Annotated in this window: 21 protein-coding genes; 9 read left to right on the top strand and 12 right to left on the bottom strand. The window is 66.5% G+C overall.

Going from position 1 to position 24,869, the window contains the following annotated elements:
• Window positions 1-5: 5 nt before the first annotated feature.
• From QCE73_RS34380 to QCE73_RS34345, 8 genes are all read right to left on the bottom strand, one after another.
• Window positions 6-1,103 carry a PotD/PotF family extracellular solute-binding protein gene (locus QCE73_RS34380; protein WP_035498338.1) on the bottom strand — a complete coding sequence of 366 codons (1,098 nt, stop codon included), beginning with the start codon at window positions 1,101-1,103 and terminating at the stop codon, window positions 6-8.
• A gap of 161 nt (window positions 1,104-1,264) precedes the next feature.
• Window positions 1,265-2,740: an aldehyde dehydrogenase family protein gene (locus tag QCE73_RS34375; RefSeq protein WP_309885381.1), complete on the bottom strand. Its 1,476-nt coding sequence runs from the start codon at window positions 2,738-2,740 to the stop codon at window positions 1,265-1,267.
• A complete protein-coding gene (locus QCE73_RS34370) occupies window positions 2,737-4,434 on the bottom strand; it encodes a 5-guanidino-2-oxopentanoate decarboxylase (RefSeq protein ID WP_309885380.1) in 1,698 nt (565 codons plus the stop codon). The genes QCE73_RS34375 and QCE73_RS34370 overlap by 4 nt, the downstream gene beginning before the upstream one ends.
• 296 nt (window positions 4,435-4,730) lie before the next feature.
• The gene (locus QCE73_RS34365; RefSeq protein ID WP_309885379.1) at window positions 4,731-6,248 is read right to left on the bottom strand and encodes a hypothetical protein; all 1,518 of its coding nucleotides are present in this window, start codon (window positions 6,246-6,248) and stop codon (window positions 4,731-4,733) included.
• Between the two features lie 78 nt (window positions 6,249-6,326).
• Complete coding sequence (locus QCE73_RS34360; RefSeq protein WP_035498336.1) at window positions 6,327-7,313, bottom strand: ABC transporter permease; 987 nt, start codon at window positions 7,311-7,313, stop codon at window positions 6,327-6,329.
• Entirely contained in the window at window positions 7,310-8,290 is a 981-nt protein-coding gene (locus tag QCE73_RS34355; protein ID WP_035498335.1) for an ABC transporter permease, read from the bottom strand. The genes QCE73_RS34360 and QCE73_RS34355 overlap by 4 nt, the downstream gene beginning before the upstream one ends.
• Entirely contained in the window at window positions 8,287-9,849 is a 1,563-nt protein-coding gene (locus QCE73_RS34350) for a sugar ABC transporter ATP-binding protein (protein WP_309885378.1), read from the bottom strand. The genes QCE73_RS34355 and QCE73_RS34350 overlap by 4 nt, the downstream gene beginning before the upstream one ends.
• 35 nt (window positions 9,850-9,884) lie before the next feature.
• Window positions 9,885-11,012 (bottom strand): sugar ABC transporter substrate-binding protein, encoded by a 1,128-nt coding sequence (locus QCE73_RS34345; protein WP_035498332.1) that lies wholly within the window; start codon window positions 11,010-11,012, stop codon window positions 9,885-9,887.
• A gap of 378 nt (window positions 11,013-11,390) precedes the next feature.
• On the opposite strand from QCE73_RS34345, the gene QCE73_RS34340 reads away from it, so the two are divergent.
• The 9 genes from QCE73_RS34340 (at window position 11,391) to QCE73_RS34300 (ending at window position 20,291) form a co-directional block, all read left to right on the top strand.
• Window positions 11,391-12,119 (top strand): FadR/GntR family transcriptional regulator, encoded by a 729-nt coding sequence (locus QCE73_RS34340; RefSeq protein WP_309885377.1) that lies wholly within the window; start codon window positions 11,391-11,393, stop codon window positions 12,117-12,119.
• A gap of 75 nt (window positions 12,120-12,194) precedes the next feature.
• Entirely contained in the window at window positions 12,195-13,679 is a 1,485-nt protein-coding gene (locus QCE73_RS34335; RefSeq protein ID WP_309885376.1) for a HAMP domain-containing sensor histidine kinase, read from the top strand.
• A complete protein-coding gene (locus tag QCE73_RS34330; RefSeq protein WP_309885375.1) occupies window positions 13,664-15,046 on the top strand; it encodes a sigma-54 dependent transcriptional regulator in 1,383 nt (460 codons plus the stop codon). Before QCE73_RS34335 ends, QCE73_RS34330 begins: the two co-directional genes overlap by 16 nt.
• A 138-nt stretch (window positions 15,047-15,184) precedes the next feature.
• A complete protein-coding gene (locus QCE73_RS34325) occupies window positions 15,185-15,973 on the top strand; it encodes a hypothetical protein (RefSeq protein ID WP_309885374.1) in 789 nt (262 codons plus the stop codon).
• 51 nt (window positions 15,974-16,024) lie between these two features.
• Entirely contained in the window at window positions 16,025-16,585 is a 561-nt protein-coding gene (locus tag QCE73_RS34320) for a hypothetical protein (RefSeq protein WP_309885373.1), read from the top strand.
• Between the two features lie 80 nt (window positions 16,586-16,665).
• Window positions 16,666-17,907, top strand: a complete 1,242-nt coding sequence (locus tag QCE73_RS34315; protein ID WP_309885372.1) for an MFS transporter — start codon at window positions 16,666-16,668, stop codon at window positions 17,905-17,907.
• Between the two features lie 7 nt (window positions 17,908-17,914).
• Window positions 17,915-19,168, top strand: coding sequence for an arsenic transporter (locus QCE73_RS34310; RefSeq protein ID WP_309885371.1), 1,254 nt, complete (start codon window positions 17,915-17,917; stop codon window positions 19,166-19,168).
• Between the two features lie 22 nt (window positions 19,169-19,190).
• The gene (locus QCE73_RS34305; RefSeq protein ID WP_238213069.1) at window positions 19,191-19,637 is read left to right on the top strand and encodes a DMT family transporter; all 447 of its coding nucleotides are present in this window, start codon (window positions 19,191-19,193) and stop codon (window positions 19,635-19,637) included.
• 6 nt (window positions 19,638-19,643) lie between these two features.
• Window positions 19,644-20,291 (top strand): CHASE3 domain-containing protein, encoded by a 648-nt coding sequence (locus tag QCE73_RS34300; protein WP_309885370.1) that lies wholly within the window; start codon window positions 19,644-19,646, stop codon window positions 20,289-20,291.
• Between the two features lie 7 nt (window positions 20,292-20,298).
• On the opposite strand, the gene QCE73_RS34295 is transcribed toward QCE73_RS34300, so the two are convergent.
• The 4 genes from QCE73_RS34295 to QCE73_RS34280 all read right to left on the bottom strand — a co-directional run bounded on the left by QCE73_RS34295 (window position 20,299) and on the right by QCE73_RS34280 (window position 24,859).
• A complete protein-coding gene (locus QCE73_RS34295; RefSeq protein ID WP_309885369.1) occupies window positions 20,299-21,927 on the bottom strand; it encodes an FGGY-family carbohydrate kinase in 1,629 nt (542 codons plus the stop codon).
• A gap of 63 nt (window positions 21,928-21,990) precedes the next feature.
• A complete protein-coding gene (locus QCE73_RS34290) occupies window positions 21,991-22,719 on the bottom strand; it encodes an SDR family oxidoreductase (RefSeq protein ID WP_035498318.1) in 729 nt (242 codons plus the stop codon).
• A gap of 25 nt (window positions 22,720-22,744) precedes the next feature.
• Window positions 22,745-24,028, bottom strand: coding sequence for a sugar ABC transporter permease (locus tag QCE73_RS34285; protein ID WP_035498316.1), 1,284 nt, complete (start codon window positions 24,026-24,028; stop codon window positions 22,745-22,747).
• A 27-nt stretch (window positions 24,029-24,055) separates the two neighbouring features.
• A complete protein-coding gene (locus QCE73_RS34280) occupies window positions 24,056-24,859 on the bottom strand; it encodes an ATP-binding cassette domain-containing protein (protein WP_035498315.1) in 804 nt (267 codons plus the stop codon).
• Window positions 24,860-24,869 lie beyond the last annotated feature (10 nt).

The raw sequence follows: 24,869 nt of genomic DNA, 5'->3' as shown, positions 1-24,869 counted from the left end.
GGGGCTCAGGCCGAGAAGAGTTCCGTATAGCGCTTGATCCAGGCGGGCTGTACCGCCGCCAGCGCCTTGTCGTCGTGCAGCACGGCGTTCTGAGCGATCTGCTGAGCCGACGGCACGAACGCACGGCTTTCGGCGGGAATCAGCGCCTTCGAATTCACCGGACCGTTCAGCACATCGGCGGCCATGCGGCCTTGCACGCCGGCATCGAGCGAATGGTTGATGAACGCGTGGATCAGGTCGATGTCGCCCGGATGCGCCTTCGGGATGACCGTGAACATCAACTGGGTCGCGAAACCTTCCTTCATGCCGTACGTGACGGCCATCTTGTACTCGGGCTTGCGCAACTGGTTGGGGAAGAACGCCGGGGAGTAGATGCCGCCGATGTCCAGCGATCCGGTGCGAAACAGGTCGGCGACCTGATTCGGATTCTCTCCGAGCGTGAGCACCCGGTCCTTCAGTTGAGCGAGCTTCTTGAAGCCGGGCTCGATGTTCTGCTGCGAGCCGCCGGCCATCTTCGCCGCGATGATCGCGAGATCGACCGCTTCGGCCCATTCCGGCGGCGGCAGGAAGATCCGGCCCGCATACTTGGGATCCCACAGCGCCTCGTAGCTCGACGGCGCCGTCTTGACCGACGACGTGCTGTAGATAAGCCCGTCCGACCACAGCAGGTAGCCGATGCCGAAGCCGTTGGCGCCGGTCTGGTACTGCGGGGCGACATCCTTCAGGTTGGGCAGCCGGTTCAGATCGGGCTTCATCAGCAGGCCGGCATCCGCGAGACCCGAGGCGCCCACGCCTGCGAGCGTGATCACGTCGTAGGTGGGCTTCTCGCCGGCCGCTTTCACTTTCGCCACCATGCCGGAGGTGCCGTCCGCGCGATCGGCGATGACCTGCGCGCCGGTCTTCTGACTGAAGGTCGCGGCGATGTTGCGCAGGGCCGCCGCGCCCGTGTCGTCCGACCATGTAAGCAGTCGCAGCGTCTTGCCGGCGAAGCTCTTTTCCTGCGCCCGCGCCGTGCTGATGAACGGCATCGGCAGGCTCGATGCAGCGAGCGCCATGCCGATGGTCTTGATGGCCTGCCTTCTGCCTCGTTTGATGTCCTGCATGGTTATCTCCTCGCTGAGCGTGCAGCAGTCGGTCGATGCGGTCGGTCGATCTGAAACGGCGTTGGTGAGAACACTCTAGGGATGCCAAATTTCGGCAACAATCGAAATCTCGGCATGGTTGCCATGAGCCGAGCGCATGGCTAGAAGCTTCGAAAAGCCTTTCAAACCGGGCCCGTTGCGCTCAGGACCTGCTTGATTTCCTGGAAAGCCGCGAGCCCGAACGGCCCGAGTTCGCGGCCGATGCTGCTCTTCTTGTAGCCGCCCCAGGAAGTCTGAGGAAAGATCAGTTGCGGTGCATTGATCCAGACGACGCCCGCGTGCAGCGCCCCGGCGACCCGCTGGCCACGCGCCGCGTCGCGCGTGACGATGGAGGCGACCAGCCCGAAGTCGGTGTCGTTGGCCGCCGCGATCGCGTCGTCGTCCGTATCGAACGAGCGCACGCACATCACGGGTCCGAAAATCTCTTCGCGCCAGATTGCACTGTTCGTGGGCACGTCGACGAACATCGTCGGCTGCACGAAATATCCCGGTCCTTGCGGCACCGAGCCCTCGACCACGAGACTCGATCCGTCCGCCTTGCCTCGCGCGATGAAACGCTGCACGCGCTCGTACTGCGCGCGGTTCGTGAGCGGCCCCATCTGCACGCCGGAGTCAAACGGATCGCCGACGACGGTTCGCGCCACCCGGTCGGCGAGGCGCGCGATCAGCGCCTCCGCGAGCGGCCGCTCGACGAGCACGCGCGACGTGGCCGAGCACATCTGTCCGGCATTGAAGAATGCGCCGCCCGTGACGAGATCGACGGCGAGATCGAGATCGGCGTCCGCGAAAACGACGATCGACGACTTGCCGCCCAGTTCGAGGCTCACGCCCTTGATGGATTGCGCCGCCGCTTTCATGACCTGCTCGCCGACCGCCGTGCTGCCGGTGAACGACACCTTCGACACGAGCGGATGCGTCGTGAGCGCCGCGCCGACCTCTGTGCCGGTGCCCGTCACGACGTTGAATACGCCCGGCGGCAGACCCGCGCGCTCGACGATCGCGGCCAGTTCCAGCTCAGGCAAAGGCGTGAATTCGGACGGTTTCAGCACGACGGTGCATCCCGCGGCGAGCGCGGGGGCGAGCTTCCATGCGGTCGTGACCATGGGAAAGTTCCACGGCACGATCAGGCCGACCACGCCCGCCGGTTCACGACGGATCACGGCGCGGTGATCGCTGCTCGGAATCGCGATCTCCTCTTCCGCTGCGTCCAGCGTTTCGGCGAGGCCCGCGTAGTAGTCGAAGGTCGCGACCACGTCGCCGACGTCGATGCGCGATTCGGCAATCGGCTTGCCGTTGTTGAGCGACTGAAGCGCGGCGAGTTGCTCGCCGTGCGCCTCCACGCCGCGCGCAATCGCACGCAGAAAACCGGCGCGCGCCGCGCCCGATGTCTGTTTCCAGCCGCGAAATGCACGCGATGCTGCGCGCACCGCGCGATCGACATCGGCGGGGCCGCCGGCCTCCACTTCGACGATCGTTTCCTCAGTCGACGGATTGACGACGGGCAAACGCTGCCTCGTCTCGGGCAAGCACCAGCAGCCATCGATGAAGAGCCGGGTGCGCAGCGGAAAGTCGAAAACCGGGCGTGCCTGCGCGCTCATGACGGCACCCGTGCAAACCAAGCGGCTTCGCGGATCTCGATCACGGTCGGGACTTCGCGCGATACCGCCCGCCGCAATTGCGCGTCGAGCGCCGGTGGATCGTCGACGCTCGCGGCCTCGCATCCGAAGGCTCTTGCCAGCGCCATGAAATCGGGCGTGTAGATATCGACGCCAACGGGCGAGATATCGCGCTGGTCCATGTATTTGCGAATCTCGCCGTAGCCGAAGTTGTTCCAGAGCAGCACGATCACGGGCACGCGCGCTTCGACCGCGCTCGCCAGTTCCGGCAGCGTGAACTGAAGGCCGCCGTCGCCGATCAGACACACGACGGGCCGCTCACGCGCGGCGAGCTTCGCGCCGATCGCGGCAGGCAGCCCGTATCCGAGCGTGCCGTAACCGGTCGACGAGTTGAACCATGAGCGCGGGGCCGGCGCATCGTGGAGGAAATTGCCCGCGTAGACCGGGCTCGTCGAATCGCCTGCAATGATGACGCCGGGCAGCGCGTGCACGATCGTGTCGATCAGGCGCTTCTGCGATCGCATCGCGGCGTCGCAGTTGGCGAAGATGGCGTCGCGCACCGTCGTCACGCGCGCCGCGCCCCAGTCCGGCGATGCGGGAAGCACCTCTCGCTCGTGCAGTCGCGTCGACAGTGCGCTCAGCGTCTCGCGCGCATCGCCGACGATAGCCACGTCAGGCCGGGCATTGCGCATGACCTGCTGCGCATCGATATCGACGCGGATGAGTTTTCCGTCGATCGCGAAGCCGCCATCGAAGAGCACGTCGTAGTCGGTCTCGCCCAGTTCGGTGCCGACCGCGAGCACGACGTCGGCTTCGCGAATCATCGCGCGGGTCGGCGGCAGCGATTGCGTCGAGCCGATGAGAAGCGGGTCCGCGCCCGGCAGAAGTCCTTTCGCGTTGGTCGTGAGCGCGACGGGCGCCTGCAGCCGCGCGGCGAGTTCGCGCAATTCGACAGCGGCGTGAGCCGCGCCGCCGCCGGCGAGAATCAGCGGGCGGCGCGCATCGGCGAGCAGGTCCACGGCCGAAGCGAGCGCGGCGGGATGGGCGGCGGGTTTCGCCGCGCGCACGGCGGGCGCAGCCTTCGTCGCGTTCGCCGGCGACACGATGACATCGAGCGGAATCTCGATATGCACGGGCCGCGGCCTCGCGCTCTCGAACACGGCGAACGCGCGCGCCAGCACCTGTGGCAACTCGGCGGCATCCAGCAAGGTATGAGAGAACGCGGCGAGCCCGTCGAATACTTCGCGTTGCGAAGGAAGCTCATGCAGACGTCCGTCGCCGTTGCCGAGGTGGCTACGTGCATTGACGCTCGATATCACGAGCATCGGAATGGAGTCGGCATAGGCTTGCGCCATCGCGGTCGCGATGTTGGTCATGCCCGGCCCGGTGATGATGAAGCACACGCCGGGCTTGCCCGTGACACGCGCGTATCCGTCGGCCATGAAGCCCGCGCCCTGTTCGTGACGAGGCGTCACGTGGCGGATCGACGAGTCTGCCAGCCCGCGATACAGTTCCACGGTGTGCACGCCCGGGATGCCGAAGACATACTCGACGCCATAGGTTTCGAGCAACGTGACGAGCGCTTCGCCACAGGTTCGAAGGCGTGCGCCCGCACGGCCGTTCGCCGCTCGTGCATTGCGTTCGTCGAAGTGCTTGCTGGATTCGCGAAGGTTCATCGGTCGTCGCATTCCTGGTTGGTTTGAGCGCGGACGCAGTCGGCTGGACGAGCCGACAATGCGCGCCGGTCTCGGGCATCGGTGGAATCATTCTCGATGCGGCCCGGCCGCGACGACAATCGAAAAGATCTCATGGGGCGCATGACTTCCCTGCATGAGGCAGTGAGGGCGTGAGCAGACGGATATCGTCGGAGATGGCGATCGAAGAGATCGCGCTGACGCGGCGGGCGCGCGTCGGGACGACGGAGCAGGGCGTTACCGGGAAGGCGCGGACTGGACTCGGGCCACGTGTCGTTTCATTGTTCGTCGCAGGCGCTGGGGCCGTGATCCGGGTCGTTCGGCAGGTCGGTATCGCCGAACATCTGGCGCACGAAATCGAGCAATGCGGGATTCATCACGTCGCCGTGTCCGTCGATGATGCTCGAGTCCGCCTTGACGTTCCAGACGAGCGTCTGCGCGTTGACGACGCCATCCTTCGCCTCGACGTCGAGCGTGGCGCCGCCGCAGAACTTGCGTTGCCATGTCGATGGAGCCGGCCGTTGCGCATTCAGTCCTGCAATGAAGGCTTGCGATTGAGCCACTTCGAGCCGCTTGTTGTTCGTCACCGCCTGCGCGAGTTCGTCGTTGGTCATGCCGAGCAGCTTGTCGCCCGACGTCCAGCCATCGCAGACGGGGCTGTGCGCCGCCGATGCGTCCTGTGCCGGGCCGTGCAGCCGATGCGTGATATAGCCGTCGTCGTGACCCGGCGTCTGCTTGATGGCGGTCGCCTGCGCGTCGGAGGAAGTGGGGCGCTCGAAGAGCGTGTTCAGGAAGCGGCCGGCGGGAAAGGCGATACCGGTGGCGTCGTCGGTTGCGGACGTGATCGACATGAACATCGGCGCAACGTAGCACCGATGCTGCTGCCGGTTCGCCACGCGATAGAGCGCCTCGAACTGCGACGCCTCGAACGCCGGGTTCACGAGCACGATCATGTCCGCGACACGTTCCGCCTCGGCGGTGCGTTCGTTCGACGCGCTCTGCTGCAAGGGCGGCAGGTCCGCGAGATCGCTTTCCTCGGTGAGCGTCTCGATCAACGGACCCGACGTGGCGGCATACAGAATCAGACCGCCGAAGCTGTGGCCGATCATCAGCGTGCGCATCGCGGGGCGCCGGCCTTCCTTGAGCGCTTCCAGATTGAAATAGCGCTGCATGCTGCGCAAGCGAGCGAACAGTTCCCGCACGGTGCCCGCCGATACGCGCGACGCCGTGGCCTTGCGATTCCAGAACGAGAGATTCAGCACGGGATCGGGCAGCAGCCAGGGCTTGCCGCGCCATCCGATATAGATGCCTATGACCTGACGCTTGCTCTGCTGATAAAGCTCGTCGGACGCCGCGCGTTCGAGCAGGCGGCGGAACTTCATCACGTTGTCGTCGTCCGTCTCGGCGTTGTGCTTCCAGCCGTGCACGAACAGGATCACCTTGACGTCGGTCCTCGCCTTGAGATACTGCTTGAGGTTGTCCATCAGCGCATCGATTTGCATTGCCGACTGATCGGGCGCGGCGTCCGGCGATGCGGCTGTTTGAGGATGCAGCCAGCCCTGATCGTCGAACTCGACGAAATGCAGTTCGTATTTTCCGTCGACGATTTCCGGCGTGCGTCCCGCGCACTCGGGCGCGGTCTTGCCGTCGCGATCGGTGGGACATTGCTGGCTGTCGAGCCAGGGATTGACGACCTGGGTGCGATAGGCTTCGTGAGAGGCGCAGCCGCCGAGCATCATGGCCGCTAGAAACATGACGATCGCCGTGATTGCACGCACGGATCTGCTGGCAGCCATGATGGAATGACCTCGCTGATAGCCCTCGCTCTCAGGAGAACGAATGCAGATCGCTTCTTTTGAACCGATGCGCCAACCCTACGCCTCCGGCTTGCTGCGCCCGTACAGCAGCAGCATCGCCGCGATCACCACGCCGTAGATGATCTGACGCCCCGCTTCCGGCATCTGCGCGACCGAGAGGATCGACTGCAGCAGCGTGATGAGGATCGCGCCAGCCACGGTGCCGAGATACGACCCGCGACCGCCCAGAATCGACGTGCCGCCGAGCACGACCGCCGCGATGGCCGGCAACAGGTAGGCATCGCCCATCGACTGCGCGGCCTTCGACGCATAGCCCGCGAGCAGCACGCCGCCGAACGCCGCGAACGCGCTGCACACGGCGAAAGCGGCCACGGTCACGAGCCGCGTATCGATGCCCGAAAGGTACGCCGCGCGTTCGGTGTTGCCGATCGCGTACAGCGTGCGGCCGAAAGTCGTGCGCGACAGCAGGAACATCGTCGCGCCGCCGATCACGACCCACAGCGCGACCGCATTCGGCACGCCCGGCACGAGCCAGCCCGCCGCGAGCCATCGCATCACGTCCGGCGCGGAGTCCTGCGGCGACGATCCGCCCGTGTAGACGATCATGATGCCCTGCGCGACCGCATTGGTCGCGAGCGTCGCGATCATCGACGGAATGCGCAGGAGCGCGACGAGAATGCCGTTGACGACGCCGATCAGCACGCCGCAACCAATCCCGGCGGGAATCGCGAGGACGCGTCCCAGTTCGCCGTGCCCCGCGACGGCGCACGCCATCATCGCGCCGACCGTGATCGTCCACGGCAGCGACAGATCGATGTGGCCGAGCAGGATCACCATCATCAGGCCGGTCGCGATGATGCCGAGAAACGCGCCGACCTTCAGTTGCAGCAGGATGTACTCCGGCGACAGGAAGCTGCGCGAATACATCCCGCCGACAAGCAGCAGCGCGACGATGCACGCGAACGCGATCACGATCGGCTTGTCGATCCGGCGCGCGAGCCTCGACACGAATGTGGTGCGTCCGTTCGCGGAAACGTCGCTCATTGGAACCACTCCAGGCGGTTGCGCACCCGGAACAGCCCGCACGCGCCGATCGAAACGGCGAGCAGAAGAATCACGCCCTGGAAGAGCGGCTGCCACAGCGCATCGACGTTGAACACGAACAGCAGGTCGCCGATCGAGCGGAACGCGAATGCGCCGAAGACCGCGCCGATCGCGCTGCCCCTGCCGCCCAGCAGCGACACGCCGCCGATGACCACGGCGGCGATCGAAAACAACGTGTACGAGTTTGCGCTGCCGAGGCTGGCTTCGCCGGTGTCCGTGAAGAACGTCAGAAAGAGGCCGCCGATCGCGGCGAGCAGGCCGGCGAGCGTATAGCTCACGAACTTCGCGCGGCGGATCGGCATGCCCGAGAGAAAGGCCGCGGGTTCGGACGAGCCGGTTGCATAAGCCGCGCGCCCGATCGCGGAGCGCTTGAAGGGAATCCAGACGATCGCCACGGCCGCGAGCAGAATCAACAGGCTTGCCGGCACGACGCCGGCAACCTTGCCGGTCAGTACGTCGGCGAGGTCTTCGTTGATCGCGCCGCCGGGAACCGGGCGAAGCAGCAGCGCCAGGCCGTAGTACACCGCGCCCGTTGCGATCGTCGTCACGATAGGTTGCAGACGCCCGAAAATGATGATGACGCCGTTGAGCGCGCCGCACAGCGCGCCCGCCGCGAGCACGCCGGCGATGCCGAGCGCGCTGTGCAGCGCGCCGCCCGTGACGATCCACGATCCTAGGCAATTCGTCAGCACGAGCATCATCCCGATCGACAGGTCGATGCCCGCCGTCAGCACGACGAGCGCCTGGCCCATCGACACCAGCGCGAGCAGTACCGCCTTGTTCGCCGCCGTCTGAAACACATTCGCCGACAACGTCGACGGATAGTTGAAGAGGTAGATCGCGAACATCAGCACGAACAGGGCGAATGCGAACGCCGACCCGCGATTTTCCGCGTACCAGTAGCGCAATCCGCTCATGGCGCGACTCCTTTGGAAAGCGCGACCTGTCCGACGGGCAGGTCCAGCGCACTGGCGATGAGATTCTGCTCGGTGATCGCCGCCCCGGCGAGCTCCTTCTTGATCCTGCCTTCGTACAGCACGAGGACGCGATCGCAGCAGCCGATCAGCTCGTCGTAGTCGGTCGAGTAGAACACGATTGCGGCGCCCTCGTCGGCGAGCCGCCTGAGCAACTGATAGATCTCCTGCTTGGTGCCGACATCGATGCCGCGCGTCGGATCGCAGAGCAGCAGGATGCGCGGCTGCCGGACCAGCCACTTCGCGATGACGACCTTCTGTTGATTGCCGCCCGAGAGCGAGCCCACGGCCGCGTCGGCGCTGAACGACTTGATCGCGAGAAGCGCCATCATCCGCTCGACGAACGACTGCTGGCGATCGCGATCGATCACGCCCGCGGTCGACATGCGATCGAGCGCGGCGAACGACAGGTTCTCGCGCACCGACATCGGCAGCATCAGGCCTTCGGTCTTGCGGTCCTCCGGAATCAGCGCCATGCCGATGCGATTGGCGCGGGCGGCCACGGGGCTCCCGATCGACACCGCCTTGCCATCGATCTCGATCACCCCCGTGCAACCGCGCAGCACGCCGAACAGCGCGAGCAGCAGTTCGCGCTGGCCTTGTCCGTCGAGGCCGCCCAGCCCGAGGATTTCGCCGGGCCTCACCGAAAAGCTGACGCCGCGCAATGTGTCGTTCCACGCAAGGTCGCGGCAGGCGAGCACTGCTTCGGCGGCGCCGCGTTCGCCGGGTTCGTTCGCGGGCTTGGCGGGAAACACATGCTGGTACTTGCGGCCGATCATCATCTCGACGACCTCGTTGTCGGAGCGCGTGCCCGCCTCGAAGCTCATCACGTGGCGACCGTTCCGGTAGACCGTGCATTCGTCCGCGAGCGCTTTCACCTCGTGCATCCGGTGCGAGATGAAAAGCAGCGCGAGCCCTTCGTCGCGAAGGCGCTTGAGCACGTCGATGACGCGCGCCACGTCGGCCGCGGTCAGCGCCGACGTGGCTTCGTCGAGAATCAGGATGCGCGGCTCGTGCGCCAGCCCCTTCGCGAGCTCGACCATCTGCTGGCGCGACAGCGGCAGATCGCGGACTTTCGTGAGCGGATTGATGTCGGACGCGCCGGCGCGGGCAAGCGCGGCCTCGGCCTGGCGGCGCTGCACCCGGCGATCGATCATGCCGAAGCGCCGTGGCGGATTCGCAGCGAAGATGTTGTCCGCCACGCTCAGGTCGGGGATCAGCGACAGCTCCTGATACACGCAGACGATGCCGGCCGCGTTCGCCGCGGCAGGCGACGCGAACGAGACTTCGCGGCCATCGAGGTGCATCGTGCCTTCGTCCGGCTGCACGACGCCGGACATCACCTTCAGCAGCGTGGACTTGCCCGCGCCATTCTCGCCGAGGACCGCGTGGATGCGTCCCCTGCGCACCGCCAGCTCCGCGTGATCCAGCGCGACGGCGCCGCCGTAGCTTTTCGACACGCCGGACATCTGAAAGAACGGCCGATCCGCGTCCTCCCGCATGCTTCGTCTCCCGTCACGTCGCCGCCATCATCCGCTTACTGGTTGCCCTGGCTCTGCTTCATGATTTCCTGCGCGGAGAAGTTGATGCCGCATGTCGGAAACGAGTTGCCGACGAAGAAGTTGTCGGATTCGTTCGGGAAGTAGTTGACGCCCGCCTTCAGCTTCGCGTCGTCGGTGATGTCGAGGGGCAGCTTGATCGCCACGGGAATCGTCTGACCGTCGAGCGCGGAGAGCGCGGTCTTGATCGCCACGGCCACCTGCGCGGGACCGCTGCCCGCCGACGTGCATTTCAGGCCCTGGCTGCCGTACTGCGCGCAGAACTTGCGAAAGCCGTTTTCCGTCTCGCCGCCGAACGGCACGAACGGATGCTTCGCGTCGATCATGGCGCGCACGACGCCGGTGTCGCCGCCCTGCGCCGAAATGCCGTCGAAATGGCCTTGCACCGCGATGGCGTCCGCGGCGGCCTTCTGCGCGACGCCGTCGTCCCATTTGCCATAGACCTGCACGACGTTCCACTTCTTGCCGGTTTCGTCGAGCGTTTTCAGGAAACCATTGTGCCGGTCCGTATCGACCGACGTGCCCGCCACGCCGCGAACCTCCAGCACCTTGCCGCCGTTCGGCACATGCGTCGCGAGCCACTTGGCCCACAGCACGCCGAGCCCGTACTGATCGACGTCGACGTTGATCGCGTCTTCGCTGTCGAGCGTGTTGTCGAACGCGATCAGCACGACGCCGGCTTTCTTCGCGCGGCGGATCGCCGGGCCGAACGAGGAGGGATTCTGCGCATCGACGATGATCGCGTCGTAGCCCGCATCGATGAAGTTGTTGACGGCCGAGATCTGCGCCGGGACGTCCTCGCCGGTGGAGACGACCTTGAATTCCTTGAGCTTCGCGGCGACCGCCGGTTGCGCGGTGTAGGCCTTGGCCGTCTTGATCATCTGGATGCGCCAGGTGTTGGCGATATAGCCGTTCACGAGCGCGATGCGGTAGGGGCCGTTCTTCTTCGGATACTTGACGAACTTCGTGTCGCTCTTCCAGGGAACCATGCATGCCGGATCGCTGGATGGACCGGAAACGATCGAAGCCTGCGCGAAAGCCGCACTCGCGCACAACGCCAATGCCGCGCTCGCCGTCACTCTGAGCACCTGGATTCCTGGACGCATGTTGTCTCCTTGTTGTTGGATTCAATCTACCGACTGCGGGCGCGCATGGCTCGTCGTGGATTGGCGACACGGTGCGCGGGAAGCACGGAATCTTGCGGATTTGCCAGGCGGGACGCGATCGAACTGGCAGCAGGACCATTTTCAAAAGCGCCCCTCGAAGCGTCAGGAGGGGCACGCGCGTGCGCGTTCGCGTCTGACAGTACTGGCATACCAATCCACGCGCGATAGTGGTTTACGAGCGTGCGCCGTTCGGGTCGAAACGCTTGATGGATAAGGCTGGCCCGCGATCGGCCGATGCTGCGTTGCACAGGGATTGGTGTACCATTTCGACCAGCTTCGACCGCCGCCCGGCGGACTTGACGATCTCGAGAGTTCCCGATGGCCGATCTTTCGCACACGCCAGCCGGCCGTCTCGCCAACGCGGACGCGGGCGATCGTTCGTATGTCGGGCTGGCGAACCGGATCTACGACCTCATCGCGGCCGGCGACATCGGGCCGCGCGCCCGCCTGCCTTCCGAACGCACGCTGGCCGAGCGTTTCGGCGTGAGCCGCACGCAGGTGAGGGAGGCGATCATCGCGCTGGAAGTGCAGGGCGTCGTCGAGGTGCGTGTCGGCTCGGGCATCTACGTGGCCGAAGCTCCGGAGGCGCGCTCCGTGACGTTCAGGATGCCGCGCGGGCTGGGCCCGATCGAGACGCTGCGCGCCCGGGCGGTCATCGAAAGCGGGATCGCGGCGCTCGCTGCCATCGAACGCAAGGATGCGGACCTCGACCGGCTCTTCGCCGCGTTGCGCGCGATGCGTGAAAACATGCACGACAAGTCCGCCAACGAAGCCGCCGACCGCGACTTCCATCTGGCGATTGCACGCGCGACGGGAAACGAAGTGCTCCACTCGGTCGTGACCGCGATATGGGACAACTCCCGCGCCGATCCGTTGTGGAAAAAGATCGAGGAGCACTTTCACACGCCCGCGTTGCGCGAGGCTTCGCAGGACGACCATCAGCGGATCTTTTCGGCCATCATGGCGCGCGATGCGAGCGCCGCGCGCGGGGCGATGCAGGCGCATCTCGCGCGCGTGGTCAGCGAGTTCACGCAGGCCTGGCGCTAGCAGGCGGCGACGTAACGGACCGTGGCGAGAGACTTGCTTCAGTTCGCACCAACTCAATTGGCGCAGAGACTCTTCATGCCGCGACCGTCGTTCTCCACCCAGCTCTTCGCGCTCTGGATTCTCGTCGCCATCCTGTGCGGGCTGCTCACGGCGGCCGTGTGGCTCATCCTTTCGTCGGCGCTCGGCGAGCGTGTCACGACCGCGAAGCAACAGGCGGCAGCGGCGTGCACGGCGGTCGCATCGCGCTACGACTTGTCGATGCAGCGCCCCGGCGAAACCAACATCGATCTCATGCACGCGGTGCTCGATCTCGTGCTGATCCGCACCGATGGCATCGAAGGCGGCTTCTGGAACGACAAGACGGCGGCCGGCGCGCCCAACGGCTTTCTGGCCTACGCGTTTCCCACCTACGAAGGCAGCGGCGTGAAGCGCGATGTCCCCGAGGCCGAGACGCCGCTCATTCTGCGCACGCTCAGGAAAGCGGGCGGCGCGGGCCAGATGCAGGTCGATGTCGTATCGAGCGGCGCGGATGCCGTGGTCGCGGTCGCCTGCCCCGTGCCGCGCCACGCAGGCCTGCTGGCGTGGATGCTCACGCGCGCCCGCCCGCCGCTCGGACCCTACGGCGAGCGCGCCGCGACCATCCTGGCGGGCGTGCTCGCGATCATCGTCGTGCTGGCCTTGTTTCTGGCCGTGGCGCTCAGGCGCTGGCGGCGCAACCTCACGCGGCTGGAACAGGCGCTCGCGCCCGATGGCGGATTCGAGCAGGGCCGGCGGCTCGAACGGCTCGGCGAGCGCGATCTGGACCAGATCGTCGATGCGCTCAATCGCTATGTCGAGCGCGCCGCGCGTCTCAAGCGCGAGGCGAACGCGCTGAGCACGCAACTGGCGCAGGCCGAACGCTTCGGCGCGCTGGGCAAGATGGCGGCGCAGATCGCGCACGAGATCCGCAACCCCGCGGGCGCGATGCGGCTGAAGGCAGAAAACGCGCTCGCGGGCGACGGCGCGCGCCGCGAAGCCGCGCTGCGGACGATCATCGAGCAGGTGGGACGCATCGAGGCGCAGGTGACCAGTCTGCTCGCGCTCACGCAGCCGGTGACCGTGAACGCGCGCGCCGTCGATCTGCACGCGTGGCTCGGCGACATCGTTCATACGCATGAAGCGAGCGCCGAGAGCCGTGCGATATCGTTTCGCGCTGAGATCGAAACCGGCGCGATGCAGCCCGTCTTCGATCCCGCGCAAATGGCGCGCGCGCTCGACAACCTGATCGTGAACGCGCTGCGCCATGCGCCGCCGGGCGGCCACGTGACGGTGCGCGCGAAGGGCGCACAATGGACCGGGGGCGAACGGCTCAGGCTGGAAGTGACTGACGATGGTCCCGGCGTGAGCGCGGCCGAGCGCGAGCGCATTTTCGAGCCTTTCGTGACGGGCCGCCCCGATGGCTCCGGCCTCGGCCTCGCCGTCGTGCGCGAGATCGCGGCGGCGCATGGCGGACGCGCTTACCTCGCGGAGGATTCGAACGTGACATGCTTCGTGATCGAGGTGCCATGGCGACCATACTGATCATCGACGACGACGACGCCTTTCGCGAAGGCCTCGTCGAAACCATCCAGGACCTCGGTCACACGACGCTCGAAGCGCGCTCGGGCGAAGCGGCGCTGGAACACTTGCGCAAGCGCTGCGCGCCGGACTGCATCTTTCTCGACTTCCGTCTGCCGGGCGCGGACGGTCTCGCCGTGCTCGAATCGCTGCGCGGCAAGGCGGGCCTGCAACATGTGCCGGTCGTGATGCTGACCGCCCATGCAACGAGCGACAACACCATCGGCGCGATGCGGCTCGGCGCGTTCGAGCATCTCACCAAACCCGTCGGCCGCGACGAGATCGCGGTGCTGCTCGCACGGATGCTCGCGGCGCATCCCGATGCGCCCGTCGCCGCGACGCCTGCCTTCGCGGACGAAACGCCGTCGCGCGAGCCGCAACTGCTCGGCGTGAGCGATGCCATGCGCGATGTGCAAAAGCGTCTGGGCCGCGCGGCGGGCACGCACTCGACGGTCCTCATCACCGGCGAGACGGGCACCGGCAAGGAAGTGGCGGCGCATGTGCTGCATCGCGCTTCGGCGCGGGCTGGCGGGCCGTTCGTGGCGGTGAACTGCGCGGCGATTCCGGATGACCTGCTCGAAAGCGAGCTGTTCGGGCACGGCAAGGGCGCGTTCACCGGCGCGCATGCGGAGCGGCGCGGGCGCTTCGAGGAGGCGCACGGCGGCACGCTGTTTCTCGATGAAGTCGGCGACATGCCGCTCGCGATGCAGGCCAAGCTGCTGCGCGTGCTTCAGGAACGGCAGGTCACGCCGCTCGGCACGAACCGGCCCGTCGCGGTCGATGTGCGCGTCGTGGCGGCGACCCATCGCGATCTGCCGGCGATGGTCGTCGCGGGAACCTTCCGGCAGGATCTCTTGTATCGGCTGAACGTGATCCCGCTGCACTTGCCGCCCTTGCGTGAGCGTGTAGCGGATATCCTGCCGCTCGCGGAGCATTTCCTGTCGACGCTCGCGGCATCGCCCGATGCGGCTCACAAGCGCCTCTCCGCCGATGCGCAGCGTATGCTCGTCACGTTCTGCTGGCCCGGCAACGTGCGTGAACTGGCGAACGCGATGGAGCGGGCGAGCGCGCTCGCGCCGGGCGCGCTGCTCACGCGCGAGGACTTCGCCTTCCTCTTCAACACGACCGCGAGTCCCAGTGACGCGATCCCTGCCAGCCTCGCCGAGCTTCCACTCAACGATGCGCTCGCGCAACTCGAACGCGCGCTGATCGTCCGCGCGCTCGCGCTCACCGACGGCAATCGCGCCGAGGCGGCGCGCAGGCTCGGCATCAGCCGTCAATCGCTCTATACGCGGCTGGCGAACCTCGGGATGGCCGGCTCCGACGGTTGAGTGTCAAGAGATCGGACACCCGGCGTCCGATTCCCCGACACCACCGCGCGCTTCGCCACACCGATCCCTTGAGCAGTGGGCTTTCGTTCGATGGCATGGCCCTTGCAGATCACTCCGCGTCAAGCGAAGGAGTGAATCATGCAATCGACATCGACCAAGGCAAGCCGCCGCAACACCGCCCGCATCGCAAGCGCGATGAGTCTCACCGCGCTGCTGGCGATCAGCGCGGGTTGCGTCGCCCAGACCCAACCGCCCGTTGCGCCTGCGCCGCCCGTCGCAGCAGCGGGTATGCCACCACCGCCGCCGCCCGGAGCCGCGCCTGTGCCGCCGCCCGGCCCCGGCCCCGCGCCGCTCGCGGACGAAGGGACGGCGGTCACGACGCAAGCCAGGGTGTCGCGTTTTCTCATCAACCCCGATGGCGATGTCGACGGCTTCCTGACCGGCGACGGCGCGCTCGTTCACTTCCCGCCGCACATGAGCGCACAGCTCACGTCGGCGATACATCCGGGCGACAGCGTGCAGATCGAAGGATGGCGCGATGCGGGCGGCAATCTCAAGGCGCAACGCATTACCGATGCGCGAAGCGGCCAGCAACTCACCGATCAGCCGCCGCTGCCGGGCGCGCAGCCGCTGCCGCGAGAGTTGCGCGGCGCGGGTCTTTCGCGCCTGAGCGCGCAGGGACAGGTGGCGCACGTCACCACTGCTCCGCGCGGCGAGCCCGACGGCGTGATTCTCGCGGATGGCACCGTCATCAAACTCACGCCGCCCGTCGCCCAGCAATTCCCCCGGCTCGTGCAGACGGGCGCGCGGGTATCGGCGCAAGGCTACGGCACGCGCAACCAGTACGGCACCGCGCTTCAGGCGACATCGTTCGGTGCGCCGGGCAACCTGACCCGGCTCTATGATCGCGCGCCGCCGAACCCATGAGCGCGTCGATGACCGACGCGCTTTCATCAACATCGAACGAGGATCAACGACATGCATTGGATCGACCCTGAAAGCCTTCCCGAAACGCGCGGCAAGGTGACGCGCTTTCTGCTGAACCCGCACGGCGAAATCGACGGCATCGTGCTCGGCGCGCGACAGGCGCTGCAGGTTCACTTTCCGCCTCACTTGTCGCGGCAGATCGCGCGGCAGGTCGCGGTGGGCGACGAGGTTCGCGTGCGGGGCGTGAAGCCGCGCGGCGCGGACATGATCGCGGCGGTCTCGCTTCTGCCGAAGAACGGCAAGGTCATTCTCGACGAAGGCCCGCATCACGATGGCGAGAAACATCAGAAGCCGCACGTCGAACGCAAGCCGATGGAGGCGAGCGGCGAAGTGGTGCTGTCGCTCTTCGGGCCGAAGGGCGAACTGCGCGGCGCGCTGCTCGACGATGGCACGTCGCTGCGGATGCCGCCGCATGCCGCGGCCGAACTGTCGGCGTATCTCGCGCCGGGTGCGCACGTTCAGGCGTGGGGGCACGGCATCCGCAACCGCCACGGACGGACGATCGAAGTGGATGAGATCGCCGAACTGATCGACGCGCCGGCCGCCGCCTGACGCAACACGAACGTGCGACGCGGGAGAGCGCGACATGCCGAGCTGGCCCAACAAGAACGGACGTCCCCGGTGAGCAGCCCATGAACCCTCTCTATGCGCTCGAAGGACTGAGCTTTTTCATGGCCGATGTGCAGGCGGGCATCGGCCCTTTCCTCGGCGTTTTTTTGCAGGCGCAGGGCTGGCATCCGGCATCGATCGGCACGGTGATGACGCTCGGCGGCATCGCCGGCATGCTCGCGACTTCCCCGGCGGGCGCGCTCGTCGATGCGACGCATCACAAGCGCGGCCTCATCGTGACGGCGGGCGTCATGACGACGCTCGCATCGCTCGTGCTGTGGGTGTCGCACGACTTCTGGATGGTCGCCGCCTCGCAGATTCTCACGGCGGTGACCGGCGCCGCGCTCGGTCCGGCCGTCGCGGGCGTGACGCTCGGCATCGTGCGCGAACGCGGCTTCGACCGCCAGTTCGCGCGCAATCAGGTGGCGAATCACGCGGGCAATGTCGTGGGCGCGGCGCTTTCGGGATGGCTCGGCTGGCGCTTCGGATTCGGCGCGGTGTTCGCACTCGCGGGCGTGTTCGGCGCGCTGACGGTTCTATCGACGCTGCTGATCCGCGCCGATTCGATCGATCACGACAGCGCGCGCGGCCTCGCCGCTTCGCCATCGTCGTCGTCTTCGGAGCATGAGCACGCGAGCGGCTTTCGCATGTTGCTCACGTGCAGGCCGCTGCTGTTGCTCGCCGCCGCGCTCGCGATGTTCCACCTCGGCAATGCAGCCATGCTGCCGCTCTATGGCCTCGCCGTGGTCGCCGCGCATCAGGGCGATCCGAGCGCCTTCACCGCGCAGACGATCGTCGTCGCGCAACTCGTGATGGTCGCCGCGGCGTTCTTCGCGAACCGGCTGATCCGGCGCACCGGCTACTGGGGCGTGATTCTGATCACGTTCCTTGCGCTGCCGTTGCGCGGTCTGGTTGCGGCGATGTTCATCAACGCATGGGGCGTGTGGCCCGTGCAGGCGCTCGACGGCATCGGCGCGGGCCTGCAAAGCGTGGCTGTTCCCGCGCTCGTGGTGCGTTTGCTGCAAGGCACCGGGCGCGTCAATGTCGGGCAGGGCGTGGTGATGACGGTGCAGGGCATCGGTGCCGCGCTCAGTCCCGCACTGGGCGGCGCGCTCGCCCAGCATTTCGGCTATGTGACCGCGTTTCTCGCGCTGGGCGCCGTGTCGACGGGCTCGCTCGTGCTCTGGCTCTCTTTCGGCACATCGCTCAAGAAAGCATGCGGCAGTTGCCGCGATTCTGCCAACGATCCTTCTCTCGCCACATGATCGCCACATGAATCCGATTTTTCTGTCCTGGGGCATCGGGCTGGCTGCGACCGCCGGCGTTATCCTCCGTCCCTTCAGATGGCCCGAGGCGATCTGGGCCGTCGCGGGCGCCTTGCTGCTCGTCGCGCTCGGCCTGCTTCCGGCGAGTCTCGCGTGGCAGGCGATCGGAAAGGGCACCGATGTCTACCTGTTCCTCATCGGCATGATGCTGCTCTCCGAACTCGGCCGGCGCGAAGGCCTGTTCGACTGGATCGCGGTCCTTGCCGTGAATCATGCGAAGGGCTCGCCGCGCAGGCTCTTCTTGCTGGTGTATCTCGTCGGCGTCGTGGTGACGACGTTCCTTTCCAACGATGCCGCCGCCGTCGTGCTCACGCCCGCCGTGTTCGCCGCGGCGAAGAAGGCGCAGACGAAGCCGCTGCCGCTTCTGTATGTGTGCGCGTTCATCGCCAACGCGGCGAGCTTCGTGCTGCCGATATCGAATCCCGCCAATCTCGTGCTTTATGCGAATCACACGCCGGCGCTGGGATTATGGGTGGCGCGCTTCGCGTTGCCCTCGGTGCTGTCGATCGTCGCGACGTTTTTCATGCTGCGCTGGACGCAACGCGGCGAGCTCGTCGGCGCGTGTGCCTCGGATCTTCCCGTCGACAAGCTGAGCACGAACGGGAAGGTGACGCTCGCGGGCATCGGCGTGACGGCGGTCGCGTTGCTCACGGTTTCCGCCCTCGACATGCAACTGGGCTTGCCGACGGCCATCCTCGGCATTCTCACGGCGCTGGTCGTGCTGGTGAAGGAGCGTCAATCGCCGGTCGAACTCGTCAGCGAGATTTCGTGGAGCGTGCTGCCGCTCGTCGCGGGCCTGTTCGTGCTCGTGGAGATGCTCGTGCATACGGGCGTCGTCGCGGCACTTTCGCATGTGCTCGCGAGCATGGCGCAACAGAATCAATCGCTCGCGGCTGCGGTGTCGGGCGTCGTCGTCGCTTTGGGCAGCAATGCGATCAACAACCTGCCGGCCGGACTCATCGCCAGCGCGACGGCGTTGCAGGCGCACAGCCCCGAGCGCGTGATCGACGCGTTGCTGATCGGCGTGGACCTCGGGCCGAATCTGTCGATCACCGGTTCGCTCGCGACCATTCTCTGGCTCTCGTCCATTCGGCGCGAGGGCGAGGAAGTGAGTTTCATGCAGTTCTTCAGGGTCGGCGCGGCCGTCATGCTGCCCGCGCTCGTGCTGGCGCTGGGTGCGCGGCTCCTGATCGCGCATTGAACGAAAACAACGGAGGACAACGATGAGCCAGGTGTGGATTTTTCCGTTCATCATCGCGGGCGGCATCCTTCAGGCCGCGGGTGCGCCCATCAACGGCGTCCTGAAAGGCTCGCTCGTCAATCCGTGGCTCGCGTCGAGCATTTCGTTTCTGCTGGTGACGTTTCTCGCCGTCGCGTTGTTCTTCATCCAGCCGACCCCGCTGCCGACGCTCGACGATCTGCGCAGCATGAAATGGTGGGCGCCGCTCGGGGGTATCGTCGGGGCTGTCGCCGTATTTGCCGGTCTGACGCTGGTGCAGAAAGTCGGTGTCGGCACGCTCAACGGCCTGACGATCTGCGCGAACCTCGTCGCGTCGGTCGCGATCGATCACTTCGGTTTGATCGGCGTGGCGGAGCATCCCATCACCTGGCTGCGCTTGCTCGGCACCTTGCTGATGGTGGCCGGTGTCGCGCTCGTGATGCGCTTCTGAACGGCGATGAAACGCGAACGCGGACGTTGGCGTTTTCGTGAGTCGTTCGACTGGCGCGTCGTGCCGCTCACGGCGCTCGTGATCGTCGCCGCTGCGACGTCCTACGGCTATCACCGCATCCTGCTCGCGCAACGCGACTGGATCGAACACACGTATCGGGTGATGTCGACGCTGGAGACGACGCTCCAGTTGATGACCGATGCCGAGACCGGTCAGCGCGGCTACATTCTCACGGTCAACGAAGCGTATTTAAGGCCGTATTTGCAGGCGATCAAGGAAGTGCAGGCGGAACCGACGAAGCTCAGGAAACTGGTTCACGACAGCCCGGCGCAGCTTGCGCGCGTCGATGCACTGGACCTCGCCTTGCAAGACAAGCTCGCCGAACTCGCGCGGACGCTGAGTGTTCTGAAGGAGCAAGGGACGGCGCAGGCGCGCGACATGATACTCAGCGATGTCGGCCTCGAACGCATGGACCGGATTCGGATGCTGATTGCGCAGATGCGTCAGTCGGAAACCGAACTGCTGATCGAGCGCACCGATCGTGCAACACGAACCGAGCGCGCGATGCTCGTCGTGACGATCAGTCTTGCGATGCTCTCGATAGCAGCACGGCTCGGGCTGCATTTCGTGCGCGGCAATACAACGAGAACCTGAACTCGATCTAGCCCTCGCGAATCTCCCGCGCGCAAGCCTGCAAGCGGATGAATGCGCGATATCGCGCATCGTGCAATTGCGCGAGGTCGCCGCTTGCCGGGGTGTACGTGTCTTTGACGCGCGCCATGCCGCTCATCGCCGAGCGAACGTCGTCGAACAGGCCGCCCGCCACGGCGCCGAGCATTGCAGCGCCGAGCAGCACGGGTTCCTCGGCCTGTGTCGCCAGCACCGGCTTGCCGGTCGCATCGGCGAGCAGTTGCCGGACCAGATCGAGCCGGCCCGCGCCGCCGCTGATCATCACCTGCTCGATCGGCGCGCCGGCCTGAGCCTGCGCTTCGATGATCTGACGCAGGCCGTACCCGATGCTGCACACGCCGGCGACATACAGCGCGACCAGACTGTCGAGGCCGGTTTCCATGCCGAGACCGGCGATGACCGCGCGCGCGTGCGGATCGGCGAAAGGCGCGCGATTGCCGAGGAACTCGGGGACGATGTGCAGGCCGTCGGCGAGCTTCACCGCGTCGGACAAGCTTCCGGACGCCTGGGCCGCGAGCCCGGCCAGCATGCCCGGGAGCGATTCGCCGCGCTCTTGCGCGCGCCTCGCGGCATCGGCGGCGGCGGGATGCATCGCGAGCAGGCGCTCGATCGCGGCCCCGGCGACCGACTGACCGCCTTCGTTGAGCCATGCCTGCGGCACCATCGCCGAGAAGTAGGGGCCCCAGACGCCGGGCACGAAGACCGGCTCCGCGGTCGTCGTCATCGTGCATGACGAGGTGCCGAACACATAGGCCAGGCAGGACTCCGGATTCCCTTGCGCGCCCACGGTGCCGATGCCGCCCGCATGGGCATCGATCACACCCGCGCCGACCGGCGTTCCGGCGATCAGACCGAGGTCCGCGGCAGCGCGTTCGGTGAGCCCGTTGCCGAGTCGCGTGCCCGGCTCGACCACCTGCTGACCGATGCGCGCGAAGTTCTCGTCCGCCAGCGCGCCGAGTCCGATGGTCCGAAAATAGCTGTCGTCCCAGCGCCGTTCATGCGCGAGATAGGTCCACTTGCAGGTCACGGTGCAGACCGACCTCGACAGGTCGCCGGACGCGCGCCATGTCAGGAAGTCGGTGAGATCGAAGAACTGCCACGCGGCGTTGAAGGTCTGCGGGCGGTTTTCCAGAAGCCACAAGAGCTTCGGCGTCTCCATTTCCGGCGAGATCTTGCCGCCGACGAACTTCAGCACCGCGTGGTCCGTCGCGTTGATGCGCGCCGTTTGTTCGAGCGCGCGATGATCCATCCAGACCACGATGTCACGCTCGGCCTCTTCCGACGGTCCCACGGGCAGCGGCGTGCCGCCATTGCCCAGCACGACGAGCGAACAGGTCGCGTCGAAGCTGATTCCGGCGACGGACTCGGGCGCGATCGCCGCCTGCGCGAGCGCTTCCTTCACGGCATGGCAGACGGCGCTCCAGATTTCCCCGCTCGCTTGCTCGACGATGGCGCCGCTCTCGTGGAACAGCGTGATGTCCTTTTTCGCCGACGCGGCCATATTGCCGGCGGCATCGAAAACTCCGGCGCGGGCGCTGCCGGTGCCCACGTCGACGCCGATGACATGGCGCGCGCCGGCGCTCGGGTTGCTTGCGTTCATCTCTCTGTCCGTGGTTGGAGTGGGGTCATGACGGCAAGGCTACATCGCCCGCCCGATGCGTGCTCACAGATCGACGCTGTTGGGCAGGATCACGAGATCGCGAATGGTCACGTTACGCGGGCGCGTCAGCATGAAGAGCACCGCTTCGGCGACTTCTCGCGGCTGCATCAGACTGCCGGAGGCGAGCGCTTCCTCCATCTTGGCTTTCGGCCAGTCGTCGAGCAGGGCGGTGACGACCGGGCCGGGCGCGACGGCGCCCACGCGCACGCCATGCTTCGCGACCTGACGCCGCGTGGTGTGCACGAACGCCTGCACGGCGAACTTGGATGCGGTGTAGATCGGCTCCCACACGACCGGCACGATGCCCGCGATCGAACTGGTGAACACGATATCGCCCGATTTCTGCGCGACCATATGCGGCAGGACGGCATGCACCGAGCGGAACGCGGCGTTGATGTTCAGGTTGAGCATGCGATCCCACTCGTCCGGATTGCCGTCCACGATTTCGCCGCCGATATACGCGCCCGCGTTGGCGTGAAAGATGTCGAGACCGCCGGCGAGATCGAGAATTTTCGGCAGCATCGCCGAGACTTCGGAGGGCTTGAGCAAATCCACGGACAGAGGCAGCGCATTCGCGCCCAGTTCGGCGCAGCAGGCCGCGAGCCGGTCCTGCGCGCGATCGATCAGCACGACCTTCGCGCCTTCTTCGATCAGGACGCGCGCGCACTCCAGGCCGATGCCCGACGCCGCGCCGGTGATGGCGGCCACTTTTCCCGCGATGGATACTGACATTGACGATTCTCCTGTTTGAGTCCGCTCAGGCGCGACCGTGCGATACGCGCGATTGCCGGGCGAGCGAATCGACGATCACCGCGATGGCCAGCACCGCGCCGGTGATCATGAAGCGCAACGAAGAAGACAGATTCAGCAGCGTGAGGCCGCTGGCAATCGACTGAATCACGATGATGCCGAGCACCGCCGAATACGCGCTGCCGCGGCCGCCGAACAGACTCGTCCCGCCGATCACCGCCGCCGCGATGGCGTTCAGGTTGACGTCGCCGGTGCCGGCCTGCTGGCTCGCGGATGCGAGGCGGGCGGCCGTGAGAATGCCGCCGAGCGCGGCGAAACTCGCGCACAGCACGAACGCGCTCGTATAGATGCTCGCGACCTTGATGCCCGCGCGCCGCGCAGCCTCTCGGTTGCCGCCGACGGCGTTCATCGAACGGCCCCAGCGCGTGCGCGTCAGCGCATAGTCCATGAGCACGGTGAGGCCGAGGAAGACGCCGAACATCAGCGGCACGCCGCGCCCCGTGTTGAGATAGGCGACGACGATCTCCAGGAACACCGTGATCGCGACGGCGCGCGCCAGCAGGCCGCCCATCGACGGCGCGGAGAGCCGTGCGGCCTGACGGCGCGCGCGTGTGCGCAGGCCGAGCACGAGGATCGTCACGCCGGGCAGCAGCGCCAGCACATGCGAGACGAGCGCGGGGATGATCATCAATTGTCCGAAGTCCACCATCGTCGTGGAGTAAGGCAGGTTGATGGAGCCGCTCGCGCCCAGCACATAGAGTTGCATCCCGAGAATCGCGAGCAGTCCCGCGAGCGTCGAGACGAAGCTCGGCATGCCGAGCCGGTTGAGCAGCAACGCGTACAGCGCGCCGATCGCGCCGCCCACCACGATTGCCGCGACGCATGCGAGCAGCACGGGCCAGCCTTCATTGACCCACAGCGTGCCCACGAGCGCGGAGGCGAAGCCGCTCATCGAGCCCACCGACAGGTCGATCTCGCCGACCAGCAGCACGCAGACGATGCCGAGCGAAATGACGCCGACCGTCGAACAATCGAACAACAGGTTCACGAGATTGCTGGCGGACAGAAAGACCGGATTCAGACTCGTGAACACGGTCCAGATGATGATGAGACCCGCGATGACCGGCAGCGAGCCGAGATCGCCGGAGCGCACGCGGTCGACGAACGCGGAAACGCTTTCACCGACGCCGCTCGCGTGCTTGACGCGCACATCGCTGCGGTCGAGCAGGGTGGAAGGCTGGGGCGCGCTTTGCGTATCGGGCGGCGCGCTGCCCGGAGTGTGCTTGCTCATGATCGATCCTTTACCCGATGTCCTGTTTCATGCGTCCTGTTGAGCCTGACGGCGTCCGGCGCGGCGCGATACGGCGTTCTCGGTCGCGCCGGTGATCGCGGCCACCAACTCCGCGTTCGACGAATCGGGATAGAAGATGCCGTTGTTGCGGCCGAGCCGCAGCACCACGATGCGGTCCGCGACCGCGCGCACGTCCTCCATGTTGTGACTGATCATGATGACCGCGTGGCCGCGATCGCGGACGCGCTCGATCAGGTTCAGCACTTCGGCCGTCTGCGCGACGCCGAGCGCGGCCGTCGGTTCGTCGAGCATGATGAGCTTCGGATCGAGCAGCAGCGAACGCGCGATGGCCACCGTCTGGCGCTGTCCGCCCGACAGCGAAGCGACGACGTCGCGCACGCTCGGAATGCGCGCCGACAGTTCGTTGAGCAGCGTCCAGGCGCGCACTTCCATCGACACTTCGTCGAGACGCATGGGCGCGAGCTCGCGCCCGAGATAGATGTTGGCGACGACGTCCAGGTTCTCGCACAGCGCGAGGTCCTGGAAGACCGTCGCGATACCCAGGTCGAGCGCCGTGCCCGGGTCCGACAGCGTGACTTCCTTGCCGCCGAAAGTGATGGTGCCTGCGCTTGGCTGATGCACGCCTGCGAGGATCTTGACGAGCGTCGATTTGCCCGCGCCGTTGTCGCCCACCAGCGCGACGACTTCGCCGGCGTGGACGTCGAGCTCGATGTCGGTGAGCGCCGACACCGCGCCGAAATGCTTCGAGACGCCGCGCAGGCTCAGCACCAGCTCGCCGCGCCCGGCGTGTGGAGTGGGGATTGCATTCATGATGTTCCTC

The sequence above is a fragment of the Caballeronia sp. LZ029 genome (assembly GCF_031451275.1).
GTDB classification, from domain to species: Bacteria; Pseudomonadota; Gammaproteobacteria; order Burkholderiales; family Burkholderiaceae; genus Caballeronia; species Caballeronia jiangsuensis.
This window is presented reverse-complemented; position numbering and strand designations above follow the sequence as displayed.